The following is a 25,792-nucleotide window of genomic DNA, read 5'->3' on the forward strand; positions in this document are numbered from 1 at the left end:
GGCCAGCTAACAAGAGCCCGTGAGCCCTCGGGCGGTAGCGGGGTATACCGCGTTACCCGGCTTGATCACCGGGCTTGGCGAGCACCGGGAAAAAATGCTGTTGCGCCGCGGCCAGGTCGATCCGACTGCGATAAATCTGCAACGCCAGGTTGGCATTACCGCCCTGCCCCGTCTGGATTTTCTTGAAGGCCTTTTCCTGCTCCAGCGACTGGTATTTGCCGCCGAGCTTGCGCTGCTCGAGGGTTTTCAGGTGGCCGGCGCCGAAGGCCGAGTCGAGTGCCGACACGCTCGGGTAGTGAAAGTGCGCGTACCACAGCGGCCTGCCGTCCTTGTCGAGCAACGCATACTCCTGCAGGAAGTCATGCTTGCCGAGCGGGATCCGCTCGCCTTCCTTGCGGATGGTCACTTCGCCCAGCGCCAACAGGTAGTCGATACGCGACATTTCCGGCGGGTTGGCCTTGATCGCGAGGATCCGTGCGTACTGCCCGGAAGCCCGCAGTCTCGGTGCCGCGTCACGCAGTTGCCGCACCACCGCCTGGGCATTCCTCACCCGCTCCGGGTTGCGCGGCGGCGTTTGCGCAACGCCCAGGAGCTTGTCGATCTCCGTGGCCTGGTGCTCCATGGCCTCGGCCTGCAAGCGCAGGATGTCCTCCTGCGCCCTGGGCGCATTGGAACGCACGGCCTGCCTCATGACCCGGTCGATCGCCGACGCTTCGTCGTTAAGCAACTGACGCCCGTTGGACACCCGTTTTTCCAGGCCGACCTCGGGCCTGATCACCGCAGGCTTGGCCGGCTTTTCCGGGACGACGACCGCCTCCCAGAGTCCATCGGCGGTATTTTGCCGGTAGGTCTCGATCACCCGCCCATGGACATCGCTGACCTGCACGGTCTCTTCGCCATCCGCCGATGGCGGTGACTGGACCTCACCGGACAACACTTGTCGGTGACGCGTACGGATGACCTTTCTCGTGGTCTTTTTCACCGATGGGCCGGCAACAGCCCTGGGCGGCAGTTCCCAATCATCGCTGCCCAGCAACAGGCGCAGATCTTCCCGGGTATCCTGGATAACGCCCTTCAGCGACGCGAGCACCCGATCCAGCTTTTCCGTGGGCAAGCGACGATCGGTCAGCGTTGCCAGATAGAACTCGAGCTTTTCCTGAAAATCACTGGATTGCTCGACCACCGACTCCAGCAACTCGATACGCTCGCCGGCCAACAGTTTGCCCTCCTCAAGGGCATCGAGGGACGAGTAATAGGACACATGCAAGCGCTCGAACTGATCCCAGATCTCATTGAACAGCTCGAGCCCGAGATGCTCGGGCTCGAGCTCGCCCAGGGCAAAACGGTTCTTCAACTGTGCAATTTTCCAGGCACGGACTTCCACCTCGATGGAACCCCAGCCGACGGTTGCAATCACCCTCTGATAGCTTTCGCGGCCGTCGCGTATCTGTCTCAGTTGATCGAGCCAGCCCCGCTGCTCAAGGGCCCAGTCGACCGCCTTGTCCGTGGCCGCGGCATCAATCTCCCACTCGGCCTGCATAACCGCCGGATCCGGCTGCTCGTCAGGCCGCAGGGAAAGCTTCAAATAGGGCCGCCCGATTCTTTCCAGCAACCAGGTTTGCTGGGCATGAAGCAACGTCTGCAGTCCAATCACCCCATTTTCCAGCGCATTGATCTGAAAGGGCCGCACGGCCTTGATCAGCCGGGTATCGGCCATCAACTTTTTGCTCAGGTCCAGTTGTTGGCGGTAGTTCTGCAGATCGGCTTCCAGCAAGGCGGTCATCTCGCGAAGCAGTTCGGTTCGACGCTCGTAGGTGACCCGCTTGGCCGTCTCGCCAACAGTCGCCAGCCTCCAGCGCTTGACACTGCTGCTGACCGACGGTTCGCTATCCTTGATCTGCTGGTTGAGTAATATCAGTGCTCCGCGCTCCTCGTCGAGGGTTTGCGCTCCACGGGCCGGGGCCCGCTTGGGCGGGCTGCCACCGCGCAAACGCATATCCAGGCTCCAGCGCCCCTGTTCGTCGCTACGCACCCAGGGTCCGGCATTGCCGTGACCGTCGACGATTCTGATGCCGTCTTCGTCGGCCTCCCAGGCCACCTCGTAAAGATCGCCCTGGATCAAGGCACACCATTTGCCCTTGCCGGCATCCTCGATATGCACCAAGCCCCGAGCCGGTCCCGAGTCCGCCACGCGGCCCAGTTCGGCCAAGGCCGATGCCGGCTTGTCAAACCCGCGCAGACGATAGGCGCGAACCCGCCTCATCAGCGAATCGGGGATTGGCCAACCCGACATTGACCACGCACTCAGTTGGGCATGGGGCAAGTCGGGCAGCCGCGCGATGGTCGGCGCGGGCAACGGCTCCGCGCGCGGCGGCTCAGGCCTTTGCAACGGCGGCACCTCGGCTTCGTCCGGGGCGGAAGCGGCGCGATAGTGCAGCAGCAGGGCCGCGAGATTGAACAACAGGTCCGCCGCCCCCGCCGACTGTTCCGCGCGATTGTCGCTGTCCAGCGCCCGCAGATCGTCATGGCCGATCTTCAGGATCACCAGCCAGCCGAGCACCTCCACCAGACGCCCGACATAGGGCAACAGCCCGGCAAACGGCAGTTGGGTAATGCCCAGCAACACCTGCCAGGCGCCCTCCTTCCAGTCCGCCCAGCGCTGCTCGGCATTGGACACCGATTGCCGGTCAGCCTGCTCGACCTGGGCCTTGACCATGGCGGCGAAGATCGCCGACAGAGAGTCACCTTCGACTGAGCCCTCGGCGAGCGTCGCGGGGACGGGCCTGGACGGTGCCGGCGCGAACTCGTCGCCGCCCAGGAACTGCTGGATATGCGGCGCATCGAAGCCCCCGTGGTCATAACGCTGACGTGCCGTTTCGGTCATCCAGGTCAGGACGCTGCGCTGCAGATCGCCGGGCTGGCGGATCGCGGCGAGCAACGCCTGGCGGGTTTCGAACTGGCGCAGCGGCTGTTGCAGGAACAACGGGCGGTACAGGATCAACGGGCCGCGGCTCATATCCCGTGGACCGATAAGGAACATCGCCTGCACCTCGTCAGCCCGCCAGTCGGCCCTGGCCTTGAACGCCAGGGGCCGCAGGACGATTTCCACGGCGTCGACAAACCGGCCCGGACCCGCCGGCTGGACCAGCGCCTGCACGTAACGAAAGCCGTCGACGCTAAACCCCGACTCGCCCTTGATCTTCAACTCCAGGGCCTGGAGCGGCAAACGCACCCGCCACTGCGCGACGAACAAGGCCTCGCGCCGCCGGGCCTCGGCAATGTTAGTAATAAGCTGTTCCTTGAGCAGGTCCGGGTAGGCTTGGCCAATGTCGGCGCGGGTCACCAGGCCGCGCAGGTAATCCGGAGTCATCCACTGCGGGACGGGCTCCGGCAGCCCGCGCGCTTCGAGGCGAATCCGCATACCGGTATGGCGCATGCCCCCCAGGTTGGCCAATGCCAGTTCCACCAGCGTCATGTCGACCTGTACCGTGACCTGCGCCTGTTGCGGGTCAAGGGTCTGGGCTGCGCTATAGTCGAGCTTATCGATATTGAGCTTGACGGCATTCGGGTCGATAACGGTGGCCGTCGGATGGTCCTCGCGCATCAGCGCCTGCAGCCGCCGTGCGGCAAACTCATTGAGGGTACCGATGTCTTCGAGGTAATGCCGGCCTGCGGACTCACACTGCTGGCGCGCCAGTTCGCGAAGCAGACCGCTGTAGCTTGAACGATCGGCCACCGAGGCATCCAGCAGCCAGTCCGGCAGCGATGCGCTCGTCAAGCCCAGGGCCGCCGGGCCGCAACGCTCTTGCCTGAGCACCTGGAAGCGCGTGGCATCATAGGTTCTCGCGGGCACGGCGAACCACCGGCCCGGATCGGTAATGTCGTTCACCCAACGCTGAAGATGAGCCCTGGCCTCCCAGTCGCCCGGAGGCGTCGCGCTCAGCGCCTGCAATTGATATTCGAGCAAGCCTTTTGCCAGGCTGTCGCCGATCACTTCGGCGGGTTCATTCCAGCGCCAGACGAGCGACCCCCTGATTTCCAGATTGCGCCCGGCTATCCGGCTGCCGATCAGCATCGCGACCAGATCGGCACTGTCCGGCTTGCCCTGGCGCAGGCCGCCTTCGCCCGGATGAAAGTAAAGCGGATAGGGCATTGGCTGCAGATTCTCTTCATAGCGCATGAAGTCGATCACCGGAAACAACTCCGGGTAGCGTCGCCCCTGGGCATCCACGCTGAAAACCCGGGTCTCGAAGGCGCGAATATCCAGCGTCGGGCTTTCGTCCTGGGCGTCGCCAGGCGAGTAGCCCATGTAGAACGGCAGCCGACTCAGGTCGGGAAGCCCGCTGCGGCCAGGCGTCTGCCCCGGAACGAGCAAGCGTCCGATCGCGGCCGCCAGCCGCGCCCAGCGGCTCGGCCCGTGCCCCTCCGGCGATTGATTCCAACGCGCGATCAGTTGCTGTTTCAGGTTTTCCAGCAGCCGTGACCGCGCCGCCTGGTCCAGTCGCTTGAGCAGCCCGTCGAGATCGATCGCCAGGGGTTTCTCCGCTGCCGGTGGCTGCTCGCGCCAGAGCAGGTTATGCGTCTCCAGACGCAAGCTCCTGGAAGCCCCCCAGACCGGGACCCGCAGGGCGAAGCGCTCGACCATGACCTCACTGAGGCTGTAGTAATGATGCCCTGCCGGGGCACCGTCGATACCCTCGGCCAATACCCAATAGGGCACGGCGAGGCGCACCCGCTCGGCCGACAGGTCGAATTCGGCATAGTGTTCGTCCAACACGCCCTGGACCAGCGGGGTCGCGACCGAGAGCAAAGAGGGAGGGTCGGCAAAAAGTGCTTTGGCGACCAAGGTCGGATGCATGGATGGGCTGTCCGGAACCGGCGACTGCGTTGACATGGTTGACGTCCTCGTTCGAATGATGGGAACGAGTCGTTACCTGACGCACCTGTTGCCCGGCCACGACTCCTGGAGGATTCAACCCCGCGGAGAAACATCGCGTGCGGTAAACAGATAGGCCCTCTTGCGCCAGAAGGCCCTGTTGGGTACTGACGAATGTGCAGTACCGGGGAATGTGCGGGACGCTGGCGCTACAGGTATTTGTTCCAGAACAGCATCCGGCCGTGCTCCGGATCGAGCTGCGCGCCGCTGAAACCGAACTTCCTGTAGGAGGCCTGGGCCACGGCGTTGCCTTCCAGTACCTCCAGGGTGATCTTGCAGCAGCCGCGCTGGCGGGCGATGTCCTCGACCTTCTGCAGCATCCTCTGGCTCAGCCCCAAACCGCGAAACTTGCTCATCACCACGACGTCATGCACGTTCACCAAGGGGCGACAGGCAAAGGTGGAAAAACCTTCGAAGCAGTTCACCAGCCCCGCCGGCTCGCCACCGACAAACGCCAGCACACTGAATGCGTGGGGCCGTTTGGCCAACTCGCCGGGCAACTGCTGCAGCACATCCGGTGCCAGGGCCTGACCGCCGCCCATCGGGTCTTGGGCATAGTGATTGAGCACCAGCGCAATGGCCTCGGCGTGAATCGGGTTGGTGTAGCTCGCTTGCAATACCAGTACGTCCGCAACGTCCATGTTTATCCTCGCAGAAAGCATCGATCGGGATGATCGAATTTCAGGCCCCCCGATAATAAGCATGCCGGCCCCAGGAAACGAAGGAAAATTCATGCACCGCCCCTTCGTCAAAACCGGCAAGCCTCGTGCAATCGGCCCGTTTGCTCCGGATGGCAGGCTGGAACTCAGTCAGGCCTGACCGTCAGCACACTGCATTCGGGAATCAGCAGGGTCCGTTCGGTGGTATCGCCAATCAGCTTGCCCAGGCCCTTGGGCTGGACCGAACCCATCACCACCACATCGATGGCGTTGTCATGGACATAGTCGGTGATCACACCCACTGGCGACCCCATCAGGAAATGCCGGCATTCGGCTGGCACGCCATAGTCGTCCGCCAGCCTGGCGAACGGCTCCAGCAAGGCGGCCCGCAACTCGTCGACCCAGACCATGGTGACACTGGGGTCAGCCATGAACGCCGGCGACAGATCGTAGGCATACAGCAAGTGCAGTTCGGCGTTGCATTGCAGCGCCAGGGCCTCGGCCTCTCGGATGATCTTGCGATTGAACTCGGTGATGCCATCGTCCCCCGTGGAAGTGTCGACGGTCGCCACCACTCGCCGGGGCAACGCCGAGGCGATCTGGTTGACCAGGTGCACCGGCACCGGGCTTTCCTGCAGCAGCTGCCAATCCAGCGGGGTAGTGAAGACCCGCTTGAGCAAGGGTTCCAGGTAGACGTCCTTGATCAGCAGGTCGGGCTTGATCTCGCGGGCGTGGACCAGGATGTCGCGCAATGGATGGGGGCTCCAGATCGCTTCGGTGGTCAACTGCAAGCCACTGTTGCGCAAACTCTCGGTCGCCCCCTCCAGCCAGATCCGGTATTTGTCCATGTACGTCGCCCGGGCCTGTTCATCCATGCCCGATTCGATCAGGTGAATGCGCGGCGGCGGCTGGACCAGCGCGGTGATATGCAAGGCCGCGCCGCTGGCGGTTGCCAGGGCGGCAGCCCGCCTGACAGCCGGAGAATGGGGCAGGTGCTGATCGGTGATCAGCAGCAGACGCTGGTACTGACTCATGACATACCTCCTTGGACCGGATGTCTGGGGCGCCAGGCAGCAGGCGACGACTTCACATGGCATGATTGAAAGTGGTCGCCCGAAAAGAATCGCTCACCCTCGATTCTGCAGTGACCGGCCGACAGGGCCTTGATCTACATCAAATACCGACGGCTGGCCTCCATGGCCGGCATGCAATCCACCGACCCGGTGCGATCTCGACTTGACCTGCGTCAAACCGCCGCAAGCGCATTGTCGCAGGATGAACGCTCAACCCGGTCCTACTGGTGGAGAGCGAAATCATGGAGATGATGAAAGCGGCGGTATTTGTCGAAAAAAACCGGATCGTGCTGCAGGACAAGCCTGTCCCGCCGATCGGTCCCCTGGATGCGCTGATCCGCATCACCACCACGACGATCTGCGGCACCGACGTGCATATCCTCAAGGGCGAATACCCGGTGGCACCGGGGCTGACCATCGGCCATGAGCCCGTGGGCATCATCGAAAAACTCGGCTCGGCGGTCAGCGGTTTCCATGAGGGCCAGCGGGTCATCGCCGGTGCCATCACTCCCAGCGGCCACAGTTACGCCTGCCTGTGCGGCTGCTCATCCCAGGATGGCCCGGACAACGCCCACGGGTTCAAGGCCACCGGCGGCTGGAAGTTCGGCAACCTGATCGATGGCTGCCAGGCCGAGTACGTGCGGGTACCCGATGCCATGGCCAACCTCAGCCCGGTGCCGGACGGCCTGAGCGACGAGCAAGTGCTGATGTGCCCGGACATCATGTCCACCGGCTTCAGCGGCGCCGAACGGGCCGGGATCCAGATCGGCGACAGCGTGGTGGTCTTCGCCCTCGGCCCGATCGGACTGTGCGCCGTGGCCGGGGCCAGGCTCAAGGGCGCGAGCACCATTATCGGCGTCGACTCGATCAAGGTCCGCCAGGACATGGCGCGCCGCCTCGGCGCAACCCATATCGTCGACTTCACCCAGGGCGATCCGGTCGAGCAGATCATGGCCCTGACCCGGGGCCGGGGCGTCGATGCCGCCATCGAGGCCTTGGGCATCCAGGCCACGTTCGAATCGGCCCTGCGCGTCCTGCGTCCGGGTGGCTGTCTCTCGAGTCTGGGGGTCTATTCCTCCGACCTGCGGATTCCGCTGGATGCCTTCAGTGCCGGGCTGGGGGACAAACAGATCATCACCACCCTCTGCCCCGGCGGCAAGGAACGCATGCGCCGGCTGATGGACGTGGTGGCCTCCGGCAGCGTCGACCTCAAGCCACTGGTGACCCATCGCTTCAAACTGGACGATATCGAGGCGGCCTATGAACTGTTCGCCCATCAGCGCGACGGCGTCATGAAAGTGGCCATTACGCCGTGAAGCACAACGCCGCCGGTCGGATCGCTCCGGCCGGCGGGCACAGGGTCAGCATGGAACAAGGCCTGGCTGCGCAATCTGCGCAGGGGTGCGTGCTTGATTTATCTCGAACAATCGATCACAACTGCTAGGCTCATCCGACGACCACCTGTTTTATCGGTATTCCAATCCGGGACGGACACTCTCCTCCTGATGCAGAGGAATTCCAATGACCGATTGCAATAACATCAAGCCCAAGCCCGTGGGCCTCAAGTCGGCCTGCGCCAATTGCAGCGTGCTGGAGCTGTGCCTGCCCCTGGGCTTGAACGACTTCGAAGTCAAGCGTCTGGACGACCTGATCGTGCAGCGCGTGCGGGTCAGGAAAGGCAACACCCTCTACCGCCAGGGCGATCCCCTGCATGCGCTGTACGCGGTACGCCTGGGCTTTTTCAAGACCACCCTGACCTCCGAGGACGGCCGCGAGCAAGTCACCGGTTTTCAGATGTCCGGGGAAATTCTCGGCATGGATGCCATCAGCGACGACCGGCACTCCTGCAACGCGGTGGCGCTGGAGGACAGCGAAGTCTGCCCGCTCCAGTTCTCCCAGCTGGAGCGCCTGTCCCGGGACTTGCCCTCCTTGCAGCACAACCTGAACAAACTGATGAGCCGCGAAATCGTCAAAGACCATAACCTGCTGCTGATGATGGGCAATATGAACTCGGACGAGCGCCTCGCCGCGTTCTTCCTCAACCTCTCGCAACGCTTGTCCCTGCGCGGCTATTCGCCGTTCAATTTCATCCTGAGAATGCGTCGCGAAGAAATCGGCTCGTACCTGGGCCTGCGCCTGGAAACCATCAGCCGCGGGATCGCCCGGCTGCGCGAACTGGGCCTGCTGGAAGTCCACGCCCGGGAGGTGAAGATCCTTGATCTGGAGGGTCTGAAGGGGTTGATCGCCGGTTGCGGCCACCATGGCACTCCGCTGTAACCAGGAACGGGTCAGCGCCTTGCCGAAGCGTCCGAGGTTCCGGGTTTATCTTGTTTATATCGCACAGCATTCCATGAGTTGTACCGTCCTTGATTTGAGTCAAGCGCGAATAGTCGCCGGGGCGTAGAAACAGAACACCGATACCGGTTCACGACCACACCCGTTCGAGGAGTTCTGATCATGCCCGAGCTCAATCCCCCTCCCCTGAATCTGCCTGACTTTTCGTCGGTGACAGGCGAACACTGGATCGAAACCCTGCAGGACGGCAGCCATGTCCTGATCAGGCCGCTGCGCGCCGAGGACCGCGAGCGGGAAAAGGCCTTTATCCAGCGACTGTCCCCGGAATCGCGCCACCAGCGGTTTCTCGGAGAAATCGTCGATCCCGGCCCGGTCCTGATGAACCAGTTGATGAATGTCGACACCCACAACCGCGTGGCCTACGTGGCCCTGGCCCATGACAATGGCGTGTTGCAGGAAGTGGGGATCAGCCGCTACGCCGCCTCCGGTGCCGAGCACGAATGCGAGTGTGCCATTACCGTCGCCGATGACTGGCAACACCGCGGCCTGGGAACCCTGCTGATGAAGCACCTGATCGCGGCGGCACGGAAGAACCACTTCACCCGGATGTACTCCATCGACAGCGCGTCCAATGTGCACATGCGCAAGCTGGCCGACGACCTGCACTTCAGCCGCGAGCGCGATCCCGACGATGCAACCCAGGTCATTCATCGGCTCTCGCTGCAAGACTGACCGCTCCCGGCGGGGGCCGCTCTGCCCGGTCCTCGCGCGGCACTCGTTCAGGCAAGACGCTCCGGGCTCAGCGCCAGGAGGCTGCAGGCACTGCGGTAGAGGATATTCTCCGCCGTGCTGCCGAGGATGCTGTCCAGCCCATGGGAATGGCGGGTGCCCATGACCATGACATCCACCCCGTTGTGATCGACGAAAGCGCCGAGGGTCTCGATGACCGAGCCCATGAGGAAGTATCGCTGGTTTTTCTCGACCCCGTTGCGTTGCGCCAAGGCCTTGAAGGCCTGCTGTTCATCGGCACGGCTGGCCATTTCCAGGCCTTCGGCCATTGGCAAGGTGCCCCAGCCCATCTCATGGACATAGGAACGGGACTTGTCATGCACATGCACCAGGCTGAAAGTCGCCGCGCATTGCCGGGCAAATGCCTGCCCCGCCTCGACCAGAGTGTCGTTGAACGCTTCCTCGGCCGCTTCCCGGCCCAGATCCACCGCCACCAGGACATGGCGTGGCAACGGGTGGGTGTGACCGGCCACCAGGTGCACGGGGACCGGGCAATCACGCAGCAACTGCCAGTCCAGCGGCGTGGCGAACAGTCGCTTGAGCCCGGGTTCCCGGTGAACGTCCTTGACCAGCAGGTCGATATCCAGGTCACGGATATACTCGATGATCGGCAGCAACGGATGATGGCACCAGAAAATATTGCAGCTCACATCCAGGCCCCTGCCCCGCAGGCGATCCGTCTCCTGATGCAGCCAGCGGCGATGCAGTTCCAGATAACCCTCACGGGCCTGGGTCATGGCCTTCTGGTCGAACAGCGTGGCCACATCCAGGGTCGACACATAGTCGAAGGCCAGGATATGCAAGGCCGCCCCCGTGGACAGGGCCAGTTCGGTAGCCCGCTCGAAGGCGGGGCTGCGGCTCATCTCAGGCGGAGCCAGCAAAAGAATGCGGTGGTAGTCGGACATGGCGCACCTCTGGGTAACGGGTCCCCGGCTCCCAGTGGCAGCGGTTCAGTACCATGGGGCAAATCTCGCCGCCAGCGGGGATCGAGACGTTGTATCCATGATGGAGCGCCCCGGCTCTGCAGGCTTGATTTACGTCAAGGCGGTCACGGCGACGGCTCGGTTATCCAGGGCTGGCTGACAGCGGGGTGAACCGCTGCAACTGCATCTCGTGCAAGCGACTGAGGGTCCGGCGGAACGGAAACGCCAGGTAGCCTTCGGTGTACAGCTCATCCAGCGACACCTGGGCGGCGATGTACAGCGGCACCTTGCGGTCGTAGCACTCGTCCACCAGGGCGATGAAGCGGCGCACGCTGTCGTCGTGTCTCGATAACTGCGGCAACTCGCGATCCCCGGCCTCGACGCGCCGCGCCGCGTCCTCGGTGCCGCGGGCGATCCGTCCCGGGCGCTGGCAGGCGCTGAGGTTCGGCACCTCGCTGAGGAAAATCGCCGTATAACGATCGCACAGCGCCATGAAGTCCATGGCCGCCAAGGGCTCCTCACACAGCGCGGCATAGCGGCACCAGAGCACGCTCGGCGAGGCCTGCACCACCGCCAGGGTCCGGTAGCCCATGGCGACCGGTTCGCCGGACAGCGGCTGCCCGGCGGTCAGCGCCTTGAAGGCTTCGGCCAGCAGCGCCGAGTGCCCCTCGGGTTCGACCCAGTAACGCTGCACCCCGGCCCCCGGATGCAGGCGGTGGTCCTCGCCGCCATCGACATCGGCCACGTCCATGTGCTGCTCGATCGCGGCAATCGCCGGCAGGAAGCGCTCGCGGTTGAAGCCATCGGCATAGAGTTGCCGCGGTGGCTGGTTGGAGGTGGAGACGATCACCACGCCCTCGTCGAACATCACCTGGAACAGCCGCCCGAGGATGATCGCATCGCCGATATCGTTGACGAACAATTCATCGAAGCACAGTACCCGGACCTCCCGCGCCAGTTCACGGGCCAGGGCCCGCAGCGGATCGGCGATACCGCTCAGCTGGAACGATCGCTGGTGAACCCAACCCATGAAGTGATGGAAATGCTGACGCCGCGACGGCACGCCCAAGGTCTGGTGGAACTGATCCATCAGCCAGGTCTTGCCCCGCCCCACCGGCCCCCAGAGGTAGACCCCCTTGGGCAACCGCCCCTGGTGCAGCATCTCATGGCAGCGCTGCAAGGCCTGCACCGCCTGCCATTGGGCCGGGTCATGGACAAAACCGCGCTGCTCGACGGCGGCGCGGTAGGCACTCAGGGGAGAATCGACAGGCATGGTTGGCACAGGCTCGAAACCGGGGCCGTGCAGTATGCCAGCTTGTCCTAGAGGGAAATATCCAGCCGGGCGATCTTGCCCTGCTCATTGAGCCGGAACACGTAGCGCAACTCCACCGAACCGCCGGGGAAAGTCCCCGAGACAAGCTGCTTGACCAGCACCTTGCCGGTGCGTTGCGCCACGTCCAGGACTTCGACCCGGGGTTGGTATTTACGCGCGGTCTCGTCCATCCACTGGGCGATGGCGAGGGTGCCGACCCGGTGATGGCCTTCGTCGAAGACATTCGCGTCCTCGGCGAAGAAACTGGCCACCGCCGAACTGTCGCGGGCATTGGCGGCGCTGATATAGGCCTCGATGGCCGGGGCGAGCACCGAAGTTTGAGTGGTCATGCTGTTTACAGCTCCTTGCTGGTGGAAGGTGGAGCCATCCTAGAACACTCGCCTGTCAATTCTTGTCAGGAGTGAAGCGCTCGTGTTCATCCTGGTCGAACTGCTTGCGCCATTGCCGTAGCAGGTCGCTGCGCCGCCCCGGATAACGTTCGCCCTGCTCCCGGGCCGCGGCGATCCGGTCGGTGCGAAAGGTCCGAAAGGCGTTACGCAGTTCACACCAGGCCACCACCACCCGTGCCTCGTTCAGGAAACCCAGGGCCAGGGGCCAGATCAGCCGCTGGCTGGGCACCTGGTTCACGTCGGCGTAGTCGATGTGGAGCTTGGACTGCTCGCGAATGGCCTGGCGAAACACATTCAGCGGCACGGCATTGTCCGGGTAACCATAACCGCGCGGTCCGGGCAGCAGGGTCGGATTGCGCAGGGCCTCCTGGGCGGCCGGCGCCAGCACCGCGGCAATCTTGGCCAGGGCATCGGAGGCGGCCTTGCTCAGTACCTCGTCACCACGCTGATCGACATACTGCAGGCCCAGCACGACGGCCTCGGCCTCATCGGCATTGAGCATCAATGGCGGCAGGAACAAACCGCTGCGCAAGACGTAGCCAACGCCCGCCTCCCCCTGGATCGGCGCACCCAGGGCCGTGAGTTCGGCGATATCGCGATAGACCGTGCGTTCGGAAATCTCCAGCTCGCAGGCCAAGGCCGCGGCGGTGGCCGGACGGCTTTTGGCGCGCAAGACCTGGAGCAAGGTCAGCAGACGCGAAGTGCGGGACACGGAGGGCGACCTCTTGCCGGAAGAAAGTCGCAGCTTAGCAGAGCCCCCTGTCAGAGATTGTCAGTAATGCGGTGGACCGGGAAACCCCTTGACGCATTTTATTACAAGCATCATATTTAATGAATGTCGACTAACATTTAACCGCCCGAGCCTTCCCGACCTACCCTGGAGTCATCCCATGCACTACAAAGTCCTGGGCCGCCGCAGCGGCTTGCGTGTATCCGAACTGGCGCTGGGCGCCGGCAACTTTGGTACCGGTTGGGGTCACGGGGCCGAACGTGACGAGTCGAAACGGATCTTCGACGGCTACCTGGAAGCCGGCGGCAACTTTATCGACACCGCCAACGGCTACCAGGCCGGCCAGTCGGAAGTCATTCTCGGCGAGTTGATCGCCGCCGAGCGCGACCGTCTGGTGGTGGCGAGCAAATACACCATGGGCACCACGCCCGCCGCCGGCGTTTCCCACACCGGCAACAATCGCAAGAACATGATCCGCGCCGTCGAGGAAAGCCTCAAACGCCTGAACACCGAACATCTCGACCTGTTCTGGGCGCATATCAGCGATGGCCTGACCCCCATGGAGGAAATCCTCCGCGGCTTCGACGACCTGGTGCGTTCGGGCAAGATTCTCTACGCCGGCCTGTCGAACTTCCCGGCCTGGCGCATCGCCCGCGCCGACCTGCTGGCCGAAGTGCGCGGCTTTGCGCCGATCGCCGCGATCCAGGTGGAGTACAGCCTGGCCGAACGCAGCGCCGACCGTGAACTGCTGCCGATGGCCGAGGCACTGGGCTTGGCCGCGACCCTGTGGTCACCCCTGGGCGGCGGCTTCCTCACCGGGAAATATCGCCAGGGCAACGAGAACACCCGGGCGAGCAAACTGGGCATGCTGATCCACACGGAAAACAGCGCCCGCGAAAGCCGCCTGATCGACACCTTGCTGGCGGTGGCGGCGGAACTCGGCGCCACCCCGACCCATGTGGCCATTGCCTGGCTACGGGAGAAGGCCAAACGCTCGACCACCAGCCTGATCCCGATCCTCGGGCCGCGCACCCGCGAGCAACTGGATGGGACCCTGGGCGCCCTGCAACTGAGCCTTGGCAGCGAACATCTGGCGCGCCTGGATGAAGTCAGCGCGGTAACGCTGGGCGTGCCCCATGAAATGATCGCCGGCTCGGCGGCACGCTACCGCGGCAGCGAGACTTTCGACCTGCCGATCATCCCGGTGGTGTGAGCGCACGTCCTGTAGCCATTCAGTCAAGGCCCAGCACGTAACCTGTAGGAGCCGGCTTGCTGGCTCCTACAAGGACAGTGTCCGGCCTTGACTGAACGGTATTGCGACATCAATCCTCAGAGGTATCGACCTCCCCTCTTCTCACCCGCTTGGCAAACTCGGTTTCAATACCTTGCGCCAGCACCCGGGCCTGACCCCGCCAGTCCTCACGCTCGACCCGCCCAGGAAAGCTGAAGTAATGCTCTATCCAGTGCACTTGCGGCTCCGTCCATTGGGCAATCTGGGAAAACCGGTAGATACCCAGCTCGTGCAGCACGGCTTCATTCTTATGCCCAACACCTGAGATCAACTTCAGGTTATCCAGCGTGCCGGTGGGTTTTTCCATGATCAGCGGACGGCTGCCAACGCCAGCGGCATCGGTTGCCGCTGCCCGGGCCCCGGGCCTCAAGTCCGTGCTGCTGGAGGCGGCATCGGCAGCCAGCCTGGCGTGAATCCAGGCGCTGAACCAACAACCGACCAGGTAAGCCGCAAACAGCAGCAAGGCGGTTTCCAGCCAAAACCCCGCACGCCCCGGCAACCACTTGAGCAAGGCGACAATCACGCCAACGGCAAAGACCCATAACGTCACGTTCAACCAGCCGGCGATCCAGTGGTACTGGCGCGCGGCCTGACTGGTGATCCAGCCCACGAGCAAACCCAGGATCAATGCCAGCAGCATCCAGCCCCAATACTGTTCAAGTAAATAACTCATGATGGCTTCTCCTGGTTATTTAGCGTCAGTCGAGGGTGTTACATGGCTGTCATCCGTCACCTTCACTTCTATCCGACGATTTTGTGCCTGGCCTTCAGGCGTGTCGTTCGACGCCACTGGATTGGCTTCTCCGAATCCCACCGCTTTCAGATGTTCTGGCGTGACGCCATGTTGTGCCAGATATCTGACCACGGCCTCGGCCCGGCGCGTGGAAAGTGCCAGATTGAAGGCCGCTTTACCGGTGTTGTCGCTGTAGCCATCGACTTCGATCTGTTCGTCGGGACACTGTCTGGCCGTGGCAACCAATGCATCAAGCGCGGTTTTCGAAGCCGCTGACAAGATGTCCCGGGCCGTGTCGAATTGCACTTTGTATTGATTCAGCGCAGCGGCGAATTGTTGTTCACAGGCCTTGGGGTCGAGACTGCCGGTGGAACTTTGTTGAATGGCCTGGGGCTCATCGGCAGCGATTGTCGGCGCGGGGGACGGCTCCAGGGACGGCTCAGGGGGGACGACTTCGGGAGGGTGGCCGATAGTGTTATCGGCCTGTGTCACGGGCTGATCGCCCAGGGTGTCGATAACCTGTCTTACACCCTGGGTTTGGTCAGCGGCGTCACGGGCTTGTTTAATTGAGTTGGGCAGGGTCACGTCACGCCCGGCGACAACAATGGGAGCACTATCGGTTGCACTCCCCACGCGGGTCCGCAAATCCTGTTCGACTTCAGGCGTTGTTATCCAAATAGCGGCCAACCACAGCAAAGCGAGTAACGGTAAACCCCACCACCAGTTTTTCGAGCGAGCCATTTGTCTTCTCCTTAACGTAGGAAAACCAACGGACTGCGAAAAATGCTGAGGCAGGTGATATCAAGTGTAGGTAATAGAAGCGAGCCGTCAATATAACGGCGCTCACAACTCTGACAGTCAGAATTCCGTGCCCCTCGACAAAGAAGCCGATCGCCGACGAACCTCAATTCGTCAGCGGGCGATTGCCCTGTGATATCTGGGAAATCACCCGCGAAGAGTGGCAACGGTTGTGCTGATCATTCCTGGATAAAACGCACGCCGGGCTTGGCCCGCTCGTCCACCTGCAACTCGAACACGTCCGGGCGGGCATAGTGGCCGGTGACGTCGAAGTCATAGCGGGCGCGGACCAGTTGATCGGTGTCGATCTGCGCGGTCAACAGGCCGGCCTGGCCGACAAACGGCCCGGCCAGCACCTCGCCCATGGGCCCGACAATCAGGCTGCCACCGTTGATCAACGGACGCTCCGCTGGCCAGTTGGCCACCTCAATCCCCAACGCCTGCGGCGAAGGCTGCACCTGGCAGGCCGTGACCACGAAGCAACGGCCTTCACAGGCGATATGGCGCATGCTGACCTGCCACATCTCCCGTTCATCCACGGTCGGCGCGCACCAGACTTCCACGCCCTTGGCGTACATGGCCGTACGCAACAGCGGCATGTAGTTTTCCCAGCAGACCGCCGAACCGAGACGCCCCGCCTTGCCCTCCACCACCGGCAAGGTCGAGCCATCGCCCTTGCCCCAGATCAACCGCTCGGTGCCGGTGGGCATCAACTTGCGGTGCTTGGCCACCAGCCCGCCCTGGGGCTCGAAGAACAGCACCGTGCAATACAAGGTATGCCCAGCGCGTTCGATGACCCCGAGCACCAGGCTCGCGCCGGTGCGCGCGGACAGCTGCGCCAGTGCCTCGGTCTCGGTGCCCGGCACATCGATGGCATTGGCATGGTAACGGGCAAAGGCCTCGCGCCCCTCGGGCAGTCGATAACCCAGTTGGGTACCGAAGGTTTCGCCCTTGGGGTAACCGCCCAGCAGTGCTTCGGGCATCACCACCAGGCTGGCGCCGGACTCGATGATCGCCGCCTCATAGCCGAGAATCTGTTCCAGGGTGTCTCCCTTGCCGGCTGGCGAGGAACCTATTTGCAGTGCGGCGACGATGGACTTGGGCATGACGTGAACTCCATGAAGGTGAGGTGCCGATTGTCGCGGCGACCCGGATCATGAATAAAGCCACTTTCAGAACTGAATGATATGAACCGGAAAAATATCATGATAATGGATCCAAAGCGGCTCAAGACTTCCATGGAGACACGTCCGAACATGAAACTTCAGGCATAACCAGGTGCCATCACCTGCTTGCGACCTGATACCGACAAATTTTCTACATTTGAGGCTTCATGATTTAGCCGTCTCGCTCGTCCTTATCAGGGGGAGCCGACATCACATTCCTGATCAGGCACTGAAAGGGAGTTTTTGCATGTACGACCAGCACAGGTCAACGGACGGTATTTCTTTGCAACGCGATCCTTCCTACAGCTCGGACGCCATGTTGGGCAAAACTGCCGAACGCAGCGGCAACGACCGTATTCGTCAATTACTCAAACACTTCGGTTTGCGCACCAGCCTGATCCGGCTCAAAGTCATCGACGCGCTGCTGAGCGCCGACGAAGACCATCGCCGGCTGGGTGTCCGCGGGGTGCACAGTCATTTGCTGGAGCTGGGCATTCCCCTGTCCTTCCTCAGTGTGCGCGAGGTGCTCAAGCGCCTGTGCAGCGAGGGCGTCGTGGTGCTCAACGCCGACAAGAGCTACAGCCTGCACCCCGATGCGATCGCGACGCTGGCGCAACAGGACGCCGCGCCGCAGGCCACGGATCTCGACGCCTGAGTTCAGGGCTTGACCTTGCGCCGCATCACACCGTTGATCACCACCACGACCACTGCCACGCCGATGGCGATGTACTGGAACAGCTTCTCGCTGATGACCCCGATGTTTTGCAGATAGGACAGACCGAACATGATTCCCAGCACCACCAGGGAAATCAGGATCGAGTATTTCAGACGCTGCGATTGAGTCATTGGGTATTCCTGAAAGTTAAAACCTGAAGCGATGAATGTATCCGGTTTGTATCGAAATCCATACCAATGATCGACAAAGGTCAACGAATTAAACGAGGCAAGCGGAGTCTCATATTACAGCCGAGGAAATGTTTTAGCTTCCCGGCTTCACCCATGAGGATTTATCCATGTTTCGTCGAATCACACTGCTGATTCCCTTGCTGATCATTATGTCCCTGAGCGGTTGCATCATCTTTCCCGACCGGGGTGGCTGGCATGATCATGGCCATCGTTACTATGATGGGGGTGGTTACTACCGCCGCTGATCGCACCCACCGGGGACGGTAATCGACCGTCCCCTCATCGCCTAAACCCGGTACCCGGCCGGGTACAGATCTCCACCAGCCAATCGACAAATACCCTGACCCGCGCCGACATCTGCCGATGGGGCGGGTACATGGCGCTCAGTGGCAAGCCAGGCGGCGGATGATCGCGCAGCACTTCGCACAACTGGCCGCTGCGCAGTTGTTCGACCACGTGATAGTAAGGAATCTGCACCAGCCCATACCCGGCCTCACACGCCGCCAGGTAACCGTCGGCACTGCTGACCGAAAGGCGCTTGGGCAGGTCGATCGCCTGCAACTGGCCGGCCTGCTGGAACTCGAGGCCGAAGCGCTTGCCGGTCACGCTGGAAAAGTACTCGACCATCAGGTGCCCCTCCAGGTCCGCCAGCGAAGTCGGCATGCCCATGCGCTCGAGATACGCCGGACTGGCACAGGTCACCTGCTCGACCAGCACCAGCGGCCGGGCCACCAGCGAATCGTCCAGGGCCTGACCGCCGCGCAGCACGCAGTCGACGCCGTCACGGATCAGGTCCACGGGCCGGTCATTCAGGCCGATTTCCAAGTCGATCAGCGGATAGCGCTCGGTAAACTCCGGCAATACCGGAATCACGATCAAGCGCCCGATCCCCGCCGGCATGTCGACGCGCAGGGTGCCGCGCGGATTCTGCCGGGCGGCGGAAAACACCGCTTCGGTCTCCTCCAGGTCCGCCAGCAGTTGCACGCAGCGCTGGTAATAGGCCGCACCGTCGAGGGTGGTGCTGACTTGGCGGGTGGTGCGGTGCAGCAGCTGCACACCGAGGTGCGCCTCCAGTTGCTTGACCAGCACCGTCACCGAGGCCCGGGGCACTTGCAGGCTGTCGGCGGCCTTGGCGAAACCGCCCAGCTCGACGATACGGGTAAAGACCCGCATGGCGTTGAAGCGATCCATCGGCCCTCCATTATTTTTAATTTACGAATAGTGATAGTGCTTTTAGCCGGTTTATCGCGCTTTTGTCGAGGTTCACACTGCACGAAATCCCACAGGAGCTCACGCCATGTACACCCGTCAACTCGGCAAGAACGGCCCGCAAGTCTCCGCCATCGGCCTCGGCTGCATGGGCATGACCGATTTCTACACCACCGGCAGCGACACCCGCGAAGCCACCGCTACCCTGCACCGGGCCCTGGAGCTGGGCGTGACCCTGCTCGACACCGCCGACATGTACGGCCCCCACAGCAACGAAGAACTGATCGGCCAGGCCATCGCCGGCAAGCGCGACCAGGTGTTCCTGGCCAGCAAGTTCGGCATCCTGCGCGACCCGGCCAATCCGTCGTACCGGGGGGTCAACGGCAAGCCGGAATACATTCGCACGGCCATCGACGGCACCCTCAAGCGCCTTGGCGTGGAGACGCTGGACCTGTACTACCAGCACCGCATCGACCCGGACGTGGCCATCGAGGAAACCGTCGGCGCCATGGCAGAGTTGGTCAAGGCCGGCAAGGTTCGTTACCTGGGCCTGAGCGAGGCGTCGGTCGAGACCCTGGAGCGGGCGCACCGGGTGCATCCGATCAGCGCCCTACAAAGCGAGTACTCCTTGTGGAGCCGCGACCAGGAGGACAACGGCTGCCTGGCCGCCTGCCAGCGCCTGGGGATTGCCTTTGTGCCCTACAGCCCGTTAGGCCGTGGTTTCCTGACCGGAGCCCTGAAGAGCCCGGACGATTTCGCCGCCGATGACTATCGTCGTTTCAGCCCGCGTTTCCAGGGCGAGAACTTCGCCCGCAACCTGCGGCTGGTAGAGCAGGTGCAGGCACTGGCCGCGGAAAAAGGCGTAAGTGCCGGACAACTGGCGCTGGCCTGGGTATTGGCCCAGGGCGACTACCTGATCCCGATTCCCGGGACCAAGCAGCGCAAGTACCTGGAAGAGAACGTGGCGGCGCTGGAGGTACGATTGAGCCGCGCCGAGTTGCAGGCCCTGGAGGCGATTTTCCCGGCGGGGGCCACGGCGGGGCTGCGCTATCCGGAAGCGGTGATGCAGGGTCTCAATCGCTGAGCCCCCTCCCCCTGTAGGAGCGTCGACCGGCTGCTCCTACAGGGAGAAGGTGAATAACTAGAAATCGCGCTTGTAGAAAATATCCAGGGAACTGGCCACCCCACTCGCCGCCTCCAGGTACACGCGCTTGCTCAGCAAATAGCGCAAGGCAATGGTATTGGCCGGTTCGAACACCCCCACCCCGTAACGCAAGCTCAGCTTCTCGGTGATCTTGCCGCTGGCCACCACCGCCGTGGTGTTGCCACTGCCCTGGGTATCGAGGGCGAAATCCTCGATCCCCAGGTTCTTCGCCAAGTCGCCGGTCACCCCGGAACTGCCCATCAAGCCCAACCCCAACGCCGCCTGGGCCAGCATGTTGCTGTCTTCGCCGGTGGTGCTCAACGGCCGCCCCAGCACCAGGTAGGACAAGGCCTGCTCCTGGCTCATGGCCGGTTCCGAGAAGATCTGCGTGGTCGGTTGTTCGGCGTTGCCGCTCAGGCGAATACCGGCGACCACGTCACCGGTCTGGCGAATGGCCTCGATATCCAGGTAAGGCTGGTCGATGGGGCCGGCGAACAGCAACCGCGCCCGTCGGATCGTCAGGCGCTGGCCATAGGCGTTGTAACGCCCGTCATTGAGTCGCAGCTCGCCACGGGTGTCGAGGTTGTCACCGATATGCACCTGCCCCTGCAAGTCGGCACTCAGGCCGAAACCGTTGAAGCTGAGCTTGTCCTCCCCCACCAGCACGTCGATATCCATGGACATCGCCAACGGCGGCTTGCCCGCTTCGGTCTGATGGCCGACGATCACCGTGTCGTCCGAGACCTTGACCGTCGACGGCGGCAGCTCGCGCACGGTGATCGCGCCCTTGGGCACATGCACCTTGCCGGCAATCGCCAGCTTGTCGCCGTGCATCGACACCGTCAGGTCCGGCGCGACTTCCAGCGTGGCGTACGGCTCGACGCTGACCGGCAACTGCGAGCCCTTGATCGCCAATTCCAGCTGCAACGCATTCGTCCAATCGATATGCCCGGCCAGGCTGCCGTGCCCGGCGTCGCCGCCGGTCCAACTGCCGTTGAGCTGGACGTTTTCCCCGGCGATCTGCGCCTGCACCCGCAGGTCCTTGATCGTGGTGGGCACTTCCGACCCCGAGACCTCACCACCACTCAACGTCAGGTTGCCGTTGACCTGGGGCGCCAGCAAGCCGCCGGACAAGCGCCCGCTGCCGTCCAGGCGACCGGCCAGGGTGTCGACCTTTCTCACAAAAGGCCGGGCCACGCTGAGGTCCAGGCCACTGAGGCGGAAATCGCCGCTCAGGGGCTTGTTCCTGGCCAGGGGATTGATCTGCGCCTGGAGCGTCAGTTCGCCCAGCTTGCCACCGCGAAAATCGAGGACCGTGTCGACTCGCCGGGGCGTCAGGTTGCTGGTGAGCTTGAGGGTCTCATAGGGGAAATCCAGCCACTTGCGCCGTTCGCGCATGCGCAAGGTGCCGCCGCTGGCATCGATCATGATCTGGCCCTTGGGGCCGCTGGCCGGCAGGTCCAGTTGCAGGTCGGCATTGAGCCGGCCCTGCCAGGCGAAGTCGCGGGGCAACCATTGCGCCAGGCTTTCCAGGGGGAACTGCTTGAGGTGATAGCGCAGCCGGGGTTCGGGCATCAGCCGCTGGTCCTCGCCGCACAGGCTGGCCTGCCCCGACAGCCAGCAGTGGCTGCCAAAGTTCAGCCGACCATCGGCGAGGTATTCGAGCTTGGCCGGGTTCTGCAGCTTCCAGTCCTGGCCGCCGGTCTGTATGTCGCCCGAGACCAGGCGCCCGCGCCAGTTGCCTTTGTCGAGCGCGCCGTCCAGGCCCAGGGCCAACTTCAGCAGCGGGCCTTGCAGATCGAGCTGCGCCTGCTGGCGCTTGAGATCGCCCTGCCCCTGCAAGGTCAGGTTACCCAAGGTCGTGTCGCCGACCTGGATACCGTCGCCCTTGAGGTCCAGCCGTCCACGCTGGGCGCCGTCGAGGCTGGCCTCGAGACCGAGGCCCTGCAGGTGGTTGTCGGCGAACACCAGTTGCTGACCGTGCAGGCTGACCTTGCCTTGCGGCGCCTTGAGACTGCCGGCGAGATCGACCCGCCCTTTAAGTTGCCCGCGCAACTGCGGCCAGAGCTGGCCCAGGCGCGGCAGGTCGAGATCAAGCTGCCCGGCCAACCGCTGTTGCAGGCTGCCGCTGCCCTGGATGCGGTTGTCGCCCAGGCGGATATCGAGGGCACCGAGGGTCCATTGCTCGTCCTTGCCGCCGGCCTTGGCCTGGAGCTGCGCCGGCTGCCCGCGCAGCTTGCCCTTGAGATCGACAGTTGCATCAAGGACCAGCTGCCGGTTCTTGAATTCGCCTTTGCTGCGCAGCGGCCCGGCCAGGGTTCCGGGCAACTCCGCCATCCAGTACGCGGGGTTGAGCGCGCTCAGGTCCAGGGCAGTGTCCCAGGCGATGCCATCGGCGAATTGCAGGTTCAGGTGCCCGCTGGCCTTGCCCTGCCCCGCCGTCAGTTCGAACTGTGGCAAGGCGATCTGTTTCAGGTCGCCACTGAAAGGGCTGAGCAGGTTGAACTTGCCCGCCGGGCCGTCGAGGTCGGCCTGGAAGTAGCCCAGGTAATTGCCATCGCGGTAATGCACTTCACCGACAAAGGTCCGCGCCTTGACCGCCGGCTCTTCGATCAGCGGGTAGAGGCGGTGCCAGGGGAAGTCCAGCCAGTCGACCTTGGCGTCGGCACTGAAGCCCTTTTGCCAGTCCAGCTCACCACTGAGTTTGAGCCGCTGGTTGGCACTGGCCGTCAGGTCCAACGCGGCGATTTGCGCCCCCTGGGCATCGACCCGACCTTGCAGGGCCAGGTCGACGGGACCTTGCTCGGCCGGCAGCACGGCCTTGCCCTGAAGCTGGTAACCGTCTTTCAGGTTGCCGCTGCCGCTGAGTTCGAGCTGATTGAGTTGCAGGGTATCCGGCAACTCGGCGCTGGCCTTGAAACCGTCGGCGGTGATCCGCACCCGGGCCGGCAGGTGCTCGGCCAGGGCCTCCAGCTCGCCGCTGAGCTGGCCCTGGAGATAACCGCTGCTGGCGGCCTTGAGCTTGAGGGTCTTGAGCAGGTCGCCGCGCACGTCCAGCGCCAGGGCCCAGGGCACACCGCCCGGGGCCGGCAACAGCAGCTTGCCCTCGGCCATCAGCGGCCAGTCGCCGCTCGGCTGCAGCACGCCGGACAGGTCCAGGCTGAGGTCGTCGCGCTGCAGATGCACGGTATCGATCTGCAAACCCTTGGCGGTCCAGTGCGCGGCCAGTTGCAGCTCCTTGAGCTGCTCGCTGCCATCGAGCCACAGGCTGCCGATGCGCACCTGGCCCAACTGGATCGCCAGCGGCAGCTTGAGGTCCGGCAGGGTCAGCGGCCCGCTCTCGGCAGGCGCCCCCGGCTCGAACTGCAGGTCGACCCGCTCAACTTCCAGTTGGTCGACACACAGCACAAAGTGCGTGAGGCACAGCGGCGCCCAATCGAACCGCGGCTGCTGCAGTTCGACCCGATTGCCACCCTGCTGCCAGAGCAGATGATCAGCGCTCCACTGTCCGCCCAGTCGGCCCTGGAAATTTTCCACCGTCAGCCCCGGCACTTGCGCCAGTGCCCAGCGACCGCCGACCTGGGTCCCCAACAACAGGCCAACCGACACCAGCAACAACAGGATCAGCGCGAGCAGCGCCAGGCCGAGTATTTTCAAACCACGCTTCACAGCTCAGGCCCCATGGAAAAGTGCAGACGGATGCCGCCGGGATCTTCCAGCGCATGGGCCAGGTCCAGGCGAATCGGCCCCACCGGCGAGACCCAGCGCACGCCGATGCCGACGCCGGTCTTGAGGCTCGGCAACTCCAGGGTATTGAACGAGTTGCCCTGGTCGACGAAGGTCGCGACCCGCCATTTCTCGGCGATGGAATATTGGTATTCGAGACTGCCGGCCACCATGTAGCGCCCGCCGACCCGGTCGCCCTCGGCGTTTTTCGGGGACAGGCTCTGGTAGTCGTAGCCGCGCACGCTCTGGTCGCCACCGGCGAAGAAGCGCAAGGACGGCGGCACGCTCCGATAGCCGTTGGTGGCGCTGCCGCCGAACTGGATCCGGCCGAGGAAACGGTGGTTGTCCCAGACCGTGGTCAGGCCCTTGAGCATGGCCGTGCCGTACAGCAGGTTATTGTCCGAGCCCAGCCCTTCCTTGGCGACCTTGCTGTCGAACTGCAGGCGGTAACCGTTGTGCGGGTCGATGCGGTTGTCGCTGCGCAGGTAGGAATAACTGATGCCGGGCATCAGCAGGTCACTCATGCCGGTATCGTCGCCGAGACGATATTCCTCACGCTGCCACTTGAGCGAGATCACCCGCTGCCAGCCGCTGGGCAACTTGCTGTGCCATTCCGGGCCGACGGTGAGCAGCTTGCTCAGGCTGTCGGTGTGGGCGATTTCTTCGTACTGGTAGCCGCCGGCCCAGCGCAACTTGTCGGTCAGCGGCGGATCCAGCGGCCGGTCGTACCAGAGGCCGATGTTCTGCCGGGGTGCGGAAACCTCGCTTTCGATGCCGTAGCTGTCGCCCTTGGAATTGACCCAGTGGCGAGTCCAGTTGGCCTTGACGCGAGGCCCGACGTCAGTCGAATACCCCAGGCCCAGGCCCATGGTGCGGGGCTTGCGGGTATCGAGCTGGACCTCGACCGGGATCACCTGGTCCTTGGCCGCCGGCGGGGCCGCGTCCACCCGCACGCCTTCGAAGTAGCCGCTCGATTGCAGAGCCTGGTTGAGCTCGGCGATCAGTTCGGAATCGTAGGGGGTACCCGGCTTGAACGGCACCATGCGGTGCAGCAGGTCCTCGTCAAACGGCGTATCGCCGGCGAAATGCACCTGGCCCAGGGTGTAGCGCGAACCGCTGTCGTAGATCAGCTCGATATCGGCGACGCCGGCCCGGGGATCGACGGACAGCTTCTGGCTGATGAAGCGCCCGCTGAAGAATCCGTAGCGCGAGGCCTGGTTGAGGATCAGGCGCTTGGCGTCCTCGTAGTGGCCATGGTTGAGCACGGCACCGGGCTTGAGGGCGTCACTGCTGGGGACCCGGAAGGCCTTGAGACTGGCGGCCGGACCTTCGATGCGCACGGTGACGTTGCGCAGGTGCACGGGTTCGCCGGGCTCGATGGTGAGGATCAGCCGTGGCGTCTTGCCGGCTTCGACTTCGCTGTCGATCCGCGGCTGATAATAGCCGAGCGCCTGGGCGGCCTTGCGCGCCTGCTCCTGCGCGCCACGGCTGAAACGCCGCAGGGCATTTTCACCGCGGTTGCCCAGGCTGCCGATGTAGCCTTCCACATTGGCTTTCAACTCGTCATTCGCCGGTTTGACCCGTACATCGAGTTCACTTTGCGCGAAGGCCGCCATGCTGCAACAGAGCAGAAGCCAACCGCCGGTCCATCTTTTGGAAAACATCATAGGCGCGGATGCTATCACGGGCTGG

Annotated in this window: 21 protein-coding genes; 7 read left to right on the forward strand and 14 right to left on the reverse strand. The window is 63.4% G+C overall.

The genetic code is table 11. From position 1 onward, the window contains the following. Window positions 1–52: 52 nt before the first annotated feature. The 3 genes from UCMB321_RS18070 to UCMB321_RS18080 all read right to left on the reverse strand — a co-directional run bounded on the left by UCMB321_RS18070 (window position 53) and on the right by UCMB321_RS18080 (window position 6,629). The gene (locus UCMB321_RS18070) at window positions 53–4,894 is read right to left on the reverse strand and encodes a dermonecrotic toxin domain-containing protein (protein ID WP_157015999.1); all 4,842 of its coding nucleotides are present in this window, start codon (window positions 4,892–4,894) and stop codon (window positions 53–55) included. Between the two features lie 191 nt (window positions 4,895–5,085). Continuing rightward, window positions 5,086–5,577, reverse strand: a complete 492-nt coding sequence (locus UCMB321_RS18075) for a GNAT family N-acetyltransferase (RefSeq protein ID WP_040069430.1) — start codon at window positions 5,575–5,577, stop codon at window positions 5,086–5,088. A gap of 164 nt (window positions 5,578–5,741) precedes the next feature. After that, on the reverse strand, window positions 5,742–6,629 hold the full coding sequence (locus UCMB321_RS18080; protein WP_040069432.1) for a universal stress protein: 888 nt from the start codon (window positions 6,627–6,629) through the stop codon (window positions 5,742–5,744). A 281-nt stretch (window positions 6,630–6,910) separates the two neighbouring features. Here UCMB321_RS18080 and UCMB321_RS18085 point away from each other — a divergent pair, with 281 nt between their 5' ends. The 3 genes from UCMB321_RS18085 (at window position 6,911) to UCMB321_RS18095 (ending at window position 9,695) form a co-directional block, all read left to right on the forward strand. Further along, a complete protein-coding gene (locus UCMB321_RS18085; protein ID WP_040069520.1) occupies window positions 6,911–7,984 on the forward strand; it encodes an NAD(P)-dependent alcohol dehydrogenase in 1,074 nt (357 codons plus the stop codon). Between the two features lie 205 nt (window positions 7,985–8,189). Next, complete coding sequence (gene fnr / locus UCMB321_RS18090) at window positions 8,190–8,945, forward strand: fumarate/nitrate reduction transcriptional regulator Fnr (protein ID WP_040069433.1); 756 nt, start codon at window positions 8,190–8,192, stop codon at window positions 8,943–8,945. Between the two features lie 180 nt (window positions 8,946–9,125). Beyond that, the gene (locus UCMB321_RS18095; protein ID WP_052451294.1) at window positions 9,126–9,695 is read left to right on the forward strand and encodes a GNAT family N-acetyltransferase; all 570 of its coding nucleotides are present in this window, start codon (window positions 9,126–9,128) and stop codon (window positions 9,693–9,695) included. A 47-nt stretch (window positions 9,696–9,742) separates the two neighbouring features. Here the strand turns inward: UCMB321_RS18095 and UCMB321_RS18100 are convergent, their stop codons facing one another. The 4 genes from UCMB321_RS18100 to UCMB321_RS18115 all read right to left on the reverse strand — a co-directional run bounded on the left by UCMB321_RS18100 (window position 9,743) and on the right by UCMB321_RS18115 (window position 13,109). Beyond that, a complete protein-coding gene (locus UCMB321_RS18100) occupies window positions 9,743–10,657 on the reverse strand; it encodes a universal stress protein (protein WP_040069434.1) in 915 nt (304 codons plus the stop codon). 160 nt (window positions 10,658–10,817) lie between these two features. Beyond that, complete coding sequence (gene zapE / locus UCMB321_RS18105; RefSeq protein WP_040069436.1) at window positions 10,818–11,948, reverse strand: cell division protein ZapE; 1,131 nt, start codon at window positions 11,946–11,948, stop codon at window positions 10,818–10,820. Window positions 11,949–11,995: 47 nt separating this feature from the next. Then, window positions 11,996–12,337, reverse strand: a complete 342-nt coding sequence (locus UCMB321_RS18110) for a nuclear transport factor 2 family protein (protein WP_040069438.1) — start codon at window positions 12,335–12,337, stop codon at window positions 11,996–11,998. Between the two features lie 55 nt (window positions 12,338–12,392). Next, complete coding sequence (locus UCMB321_RS18115) at window positions 12,393–13,109, reverse strand: helix-turn-helix transcriptional regulator (protein WP_040069441.1); 717 nt, start codon at window positions 13,107–13,109, stop codon at window positions 12,393–12,395. A gap of 178 nt (window positions 13,110–13,287) precedes the next feature. Between UCMB321_RS18115 and UCMB321_RS18120 the strand changes: the two genes are divergently transcribed. Beyond that, a complete protein-coding gene (locus UCMB321_RS18120; protein WP_040069444.1) occupies window positions 13,288–14,340 on the forward strand; it encodes an aldo/keto reductase in 1,053 nt (350 codons plus the stop codon). A 109-nt stretch (window positions 14,341–14,449) separates the two neighbouring features. Here UCMB321_RS18120 and UCMB321_RS18125 read toward each other — a convergent pair whose 3' ends face one another. The 3 genes from UCMB321_RS18125 to UCMB321_RS18135 all read right to left on the reverse strand — a co-directional run bounded on the left by UCMB321_RS18125 (window position 14,450) and on the right by UCMB321_RS18135 (window position 17,055). Beyond that, window positions 14,450–15,091, reverse strand: coding sequence for an NADH-quinone oxidoreductase subunit E (locus UCMB321_RS18125; RefSeq protein ID WP_040069446.1), 642 nt, complete (start codon window positions 15,089–15,091; stop codon window positions 14,450–14,452). A gap of 15 nt (window positions 15,092–15,106) precedes the next feature. Further along, window positions 15,107–15,892 (reverse strand): OmpA family protein, encoded by a 786-nt coding sequence (locus UCMB321_RS18130; RefSeq protein WP_040069447.1) that lies wholly within the window; start codon window positions 15,890–15,892, stop codon window positions 15,107–15,109. A 236-nt stretch (window positions 15,893–16,128) separates the two neighbouring features. After that, the gene (locus tag UCMB321_RS18135) at window positions 16,129–17,055 is read right to left on the reverse strand and encodes a carbon-nitrogen hydrolase family protein (protein WP_040069451.1); all 927 of its coding nucleotides are present in this window, start codon (window positions 17,053–17,055) and stop codon (window positions 16,129–16,131) included. A 307-nt stretch (window positions 17,056–17,362) separates the two neighbouring features. Between UCMB321_RS18135 and UCMB321_RS18140 the strand changes: the two genes are divergently transcribed. Continuing rightward, on the forward strand, window positions 17,363–17,770 hold the full coding sequence (locus UCMB321_RS18140) for a fe2+ zn2+ uptake regulation protein (RefSeq protein ID WP_040069454.1): 408 nt from the start codon (window positions 17,363–17,365) through the stop codon (window positions 17,768–17,770). Window positions 17,771–17,772: 2 nt separating this feature from the next. On the opposite strand, the gene UCMB321_RS18145 is transcribed toward UCMB321_RS18140, so the two are convergent. Further along, window positions 17,773–17,961, reverse strand: coding sequence for a hypothetical protein (locus tag UCMB321_RS18145; protein ID WP_040069456.1), 189 nt, complete (start codon window positions 17,959–17,961; stop codon window positions 17,773–17,775). 167 nt (window positions 17,962–18,128) lie between these two features. On the opposite strand from UCMB321_RS18145, the gene UCMB321_RS31085 reads away from it, so the two are divergent. Then, window positions 18,129–18,266 carry a hypothetical protein gene (locus tag UCMB321_RS31085; RefSeq protein WP_167337447.1) on the forward strand — a complete coding sequence of 46 codons (138 nt, stop codon included), beginning with the start codon at window positions 18,129–18,131 and terminating at the stop codon, window positions 18,264–18,266. A 34-nt stretch (window positions 18,267–18,300) separates the two neighbouring features. On the opposite strand, the gene UCMB321_RS18150 is transcribed toward UCMB321_RS31085, so the two are convergent. Beyond that, on the reverse strand, window positions 18,301–19,212 hold the full coding sequence (locus UCMB321_RS18150) for a LysR family transcriptional regulator (protein WP_040069458.1): 912 nt from the start codon (window positions 19,210–19,212) through the stop codon (window positions 18,301–18,303). 106 nt (window positions 19,213–19,318) lie between these two features. Here UCMB321_RS18150 and UCMB321_RS18155 point away from each other — a divergent pair, with 106 nt between their 5' ends. Continuing rightward, window positions 19,319–20,314 (forward strand): aldo/keto reductase, encoded by a 996-nt coding sequence (locus tag UCMB321_RS18155; RefSeq protein WP_040069460.1) that lies wholly within the window; start codon window positions 19,319–19,321, stop codon window positions 20,312–20,314. A gap of 57 nt (window positions 20,315–20,371) precedes the next feature. On the opposite strand, the gene UCMB321_RS18160 is transcribed toward UCMB321_RS18155, so the two are convergent. Next, window positions 20,372–24,043 carry a translocation/assembly module TamB domain-containing protein gene (locus tag UCMB321_RS18160; RefSeq protein ID WP_040069461.1) on the reverse strand — a complete coding sequence of 1,224 codons (3,672 nt, stop codon included), beginning with the start codon at window positions 24,041–24,043 and terminating at the stop codon, window positions 20,372–20,374. Beyond that, window positions 24,040–25,767, reverse strand: coding sequence for an autotransporter assembly complex protein TamA (locus UCMB321_RS18165; protein ID WP_040069463.1), 1,728 nt, complete (start codon window positions 25,765–25,767; stop codon window positions 24,040–24,042). The genes UCMB321_RS18160 and UCMB321_RS18165 overlap by 4 nt, the downstream gene beginning before the upstream one ends. Window positions 25,768–25,792: the final 25 nt, after the last annotated feature.

This window comes from Pseudomonas batumici (assembly GCF_000820515.1).
Taxonomy (GTDB): Bacteria; Pseudomonadota; Gammaproteobacteria; order Pseudomonadales; family Pseudomonadaceae; genus Aquipseudomonas; species Aquipseudomonas batumici.

Coding starts and splice junctions, on each gene's coding strand:
- UCMB321_RS18070 (WP_157015999.1), bottom strand. CDS start 4,894: ATGTCAACGCAGTCGCCGGTTCCGGACAGCCCATCCATGCATCCGACC.
- UCMB321_RS18075 (WP_040069430.1), bottom strand. CDS start 5,577: ATGGACGTTGCGGACGTACTGGTATTGCAAGCGAGCTACACCAACCCG.
- UCMB321_RS18080 (WP_040069432.1), bottom strand. CDS start 6,629: ATGAGTCAGTACCAGCGTCTGCTGCTGATCACCGATCAGCACCTGCCC.
- UCMB321_RS18085 (WP_040069520.1), top strand. CDS start 6,911: ATGGAGATGATGAAAGCGGCGGTATTTGTCGAAAAAAACCGGATCGTG.
- fnr (WP_040069433.1), top strand. CDS start 8,190: ATGACCGATTGCAATAACATCAAGCCCAAGCCCGTGGGCCTCAAGTCG.
- UCMB321_RS18095 (WP_052451294.1), top strand. CDS start 9,126: ATGCCCGAGCTCAATCCCCCTCCCCTGAATCTGCCTGACTTTTCGTCG.
- UCMB321_RS18100 (WP_040069434.1), bottom strand. CDS start 10,657: ATGTCCGACTACCACCGCATTCTTTTGCTGGCTCCGCCTGAGATGAGC.
- zapE (WP_040069436.1), bottom strand. CDS start 11,948: ATGCCTGTCGATTCTCCCCTGAGTGCCTACCGCGCCGCCGTCGAGCAG.
- UCMB321_RS18110 (WP_040069438.1), bottom strand. CDS start 12,337: ATGACCACTCAAACTTCGGTGCTCGCCCCGGCCATCGAGGCCTATATC.
- UCMB321_RS18120 (WP_040069444.1), top strand. CDS start 13,288: ATGCACTACAAAGTCCTGGGCCGCCGCAGCGGCTTGCGTGTATCCGAA.
- UCMB321_RS18125 (WP_040069446.1), bottom strand. CDS start 15,091: ATGAGTTATTTACTTGAACAGTATTGGGGCTGGATGCTGCTGGCATTG.
- UCMB321_RS18130 (WP_040069447.1), bottom strand. CDS start 15,892: ATGGCTCGCTCGAAAAACTGGTGGTGGGGTTTACCGTTACTCGCTTTG.
- UCMB321_RS18135 (WP_040069451.1), bottom strand. CDS start 17,055: ATGCCCAAGTCCATCGTCGCCGCACTGCAAATAGGTTCCTCGCCAGCC.
- UCMB321_RS18140 (WP_040069454.1), top strand. CDS start 17,363: ATGTACGACCAGCACAGGTCAACGGACGGTATTTCTTTGCAACGCGAT.
- UCMB321_RS18145 (WP_040069456.1), bottom strand. CDS start 17,961: ATGACTCAATCGCAGCGTCTGAAATACTCGATCCTGATTTCCCTGGTG.
- UCMB321_RS31085 (WP_167337447.1), top strand. CDS start 18,129: ATGTTTCGTCGAATCACACTGCTGATTCCCTTGCTGATCATTATGTCC.
- UCMB321_RS18150 (WP_040069458.1), bottom strand. CDS start 19,212: ATGGATCGCTTCAACGCCATGCGGGTCTTTACCCGTATCGTCGAGCTG.
- UCMB321_RS18155 (WP_040069460.1), top strand. CDS start 19,319: ATGTACACCCGTCAACTCGGCAAGAACGGCCCGCAAGTCTCCGCCATC.
- UCMB321_RS18165 (WP_040069463.1), bottom strand. CDS start 25,767: ATGATGTTTTCCAAAAGATGGACCGGCGGTTGGCTTCTGCTCTGTTGC.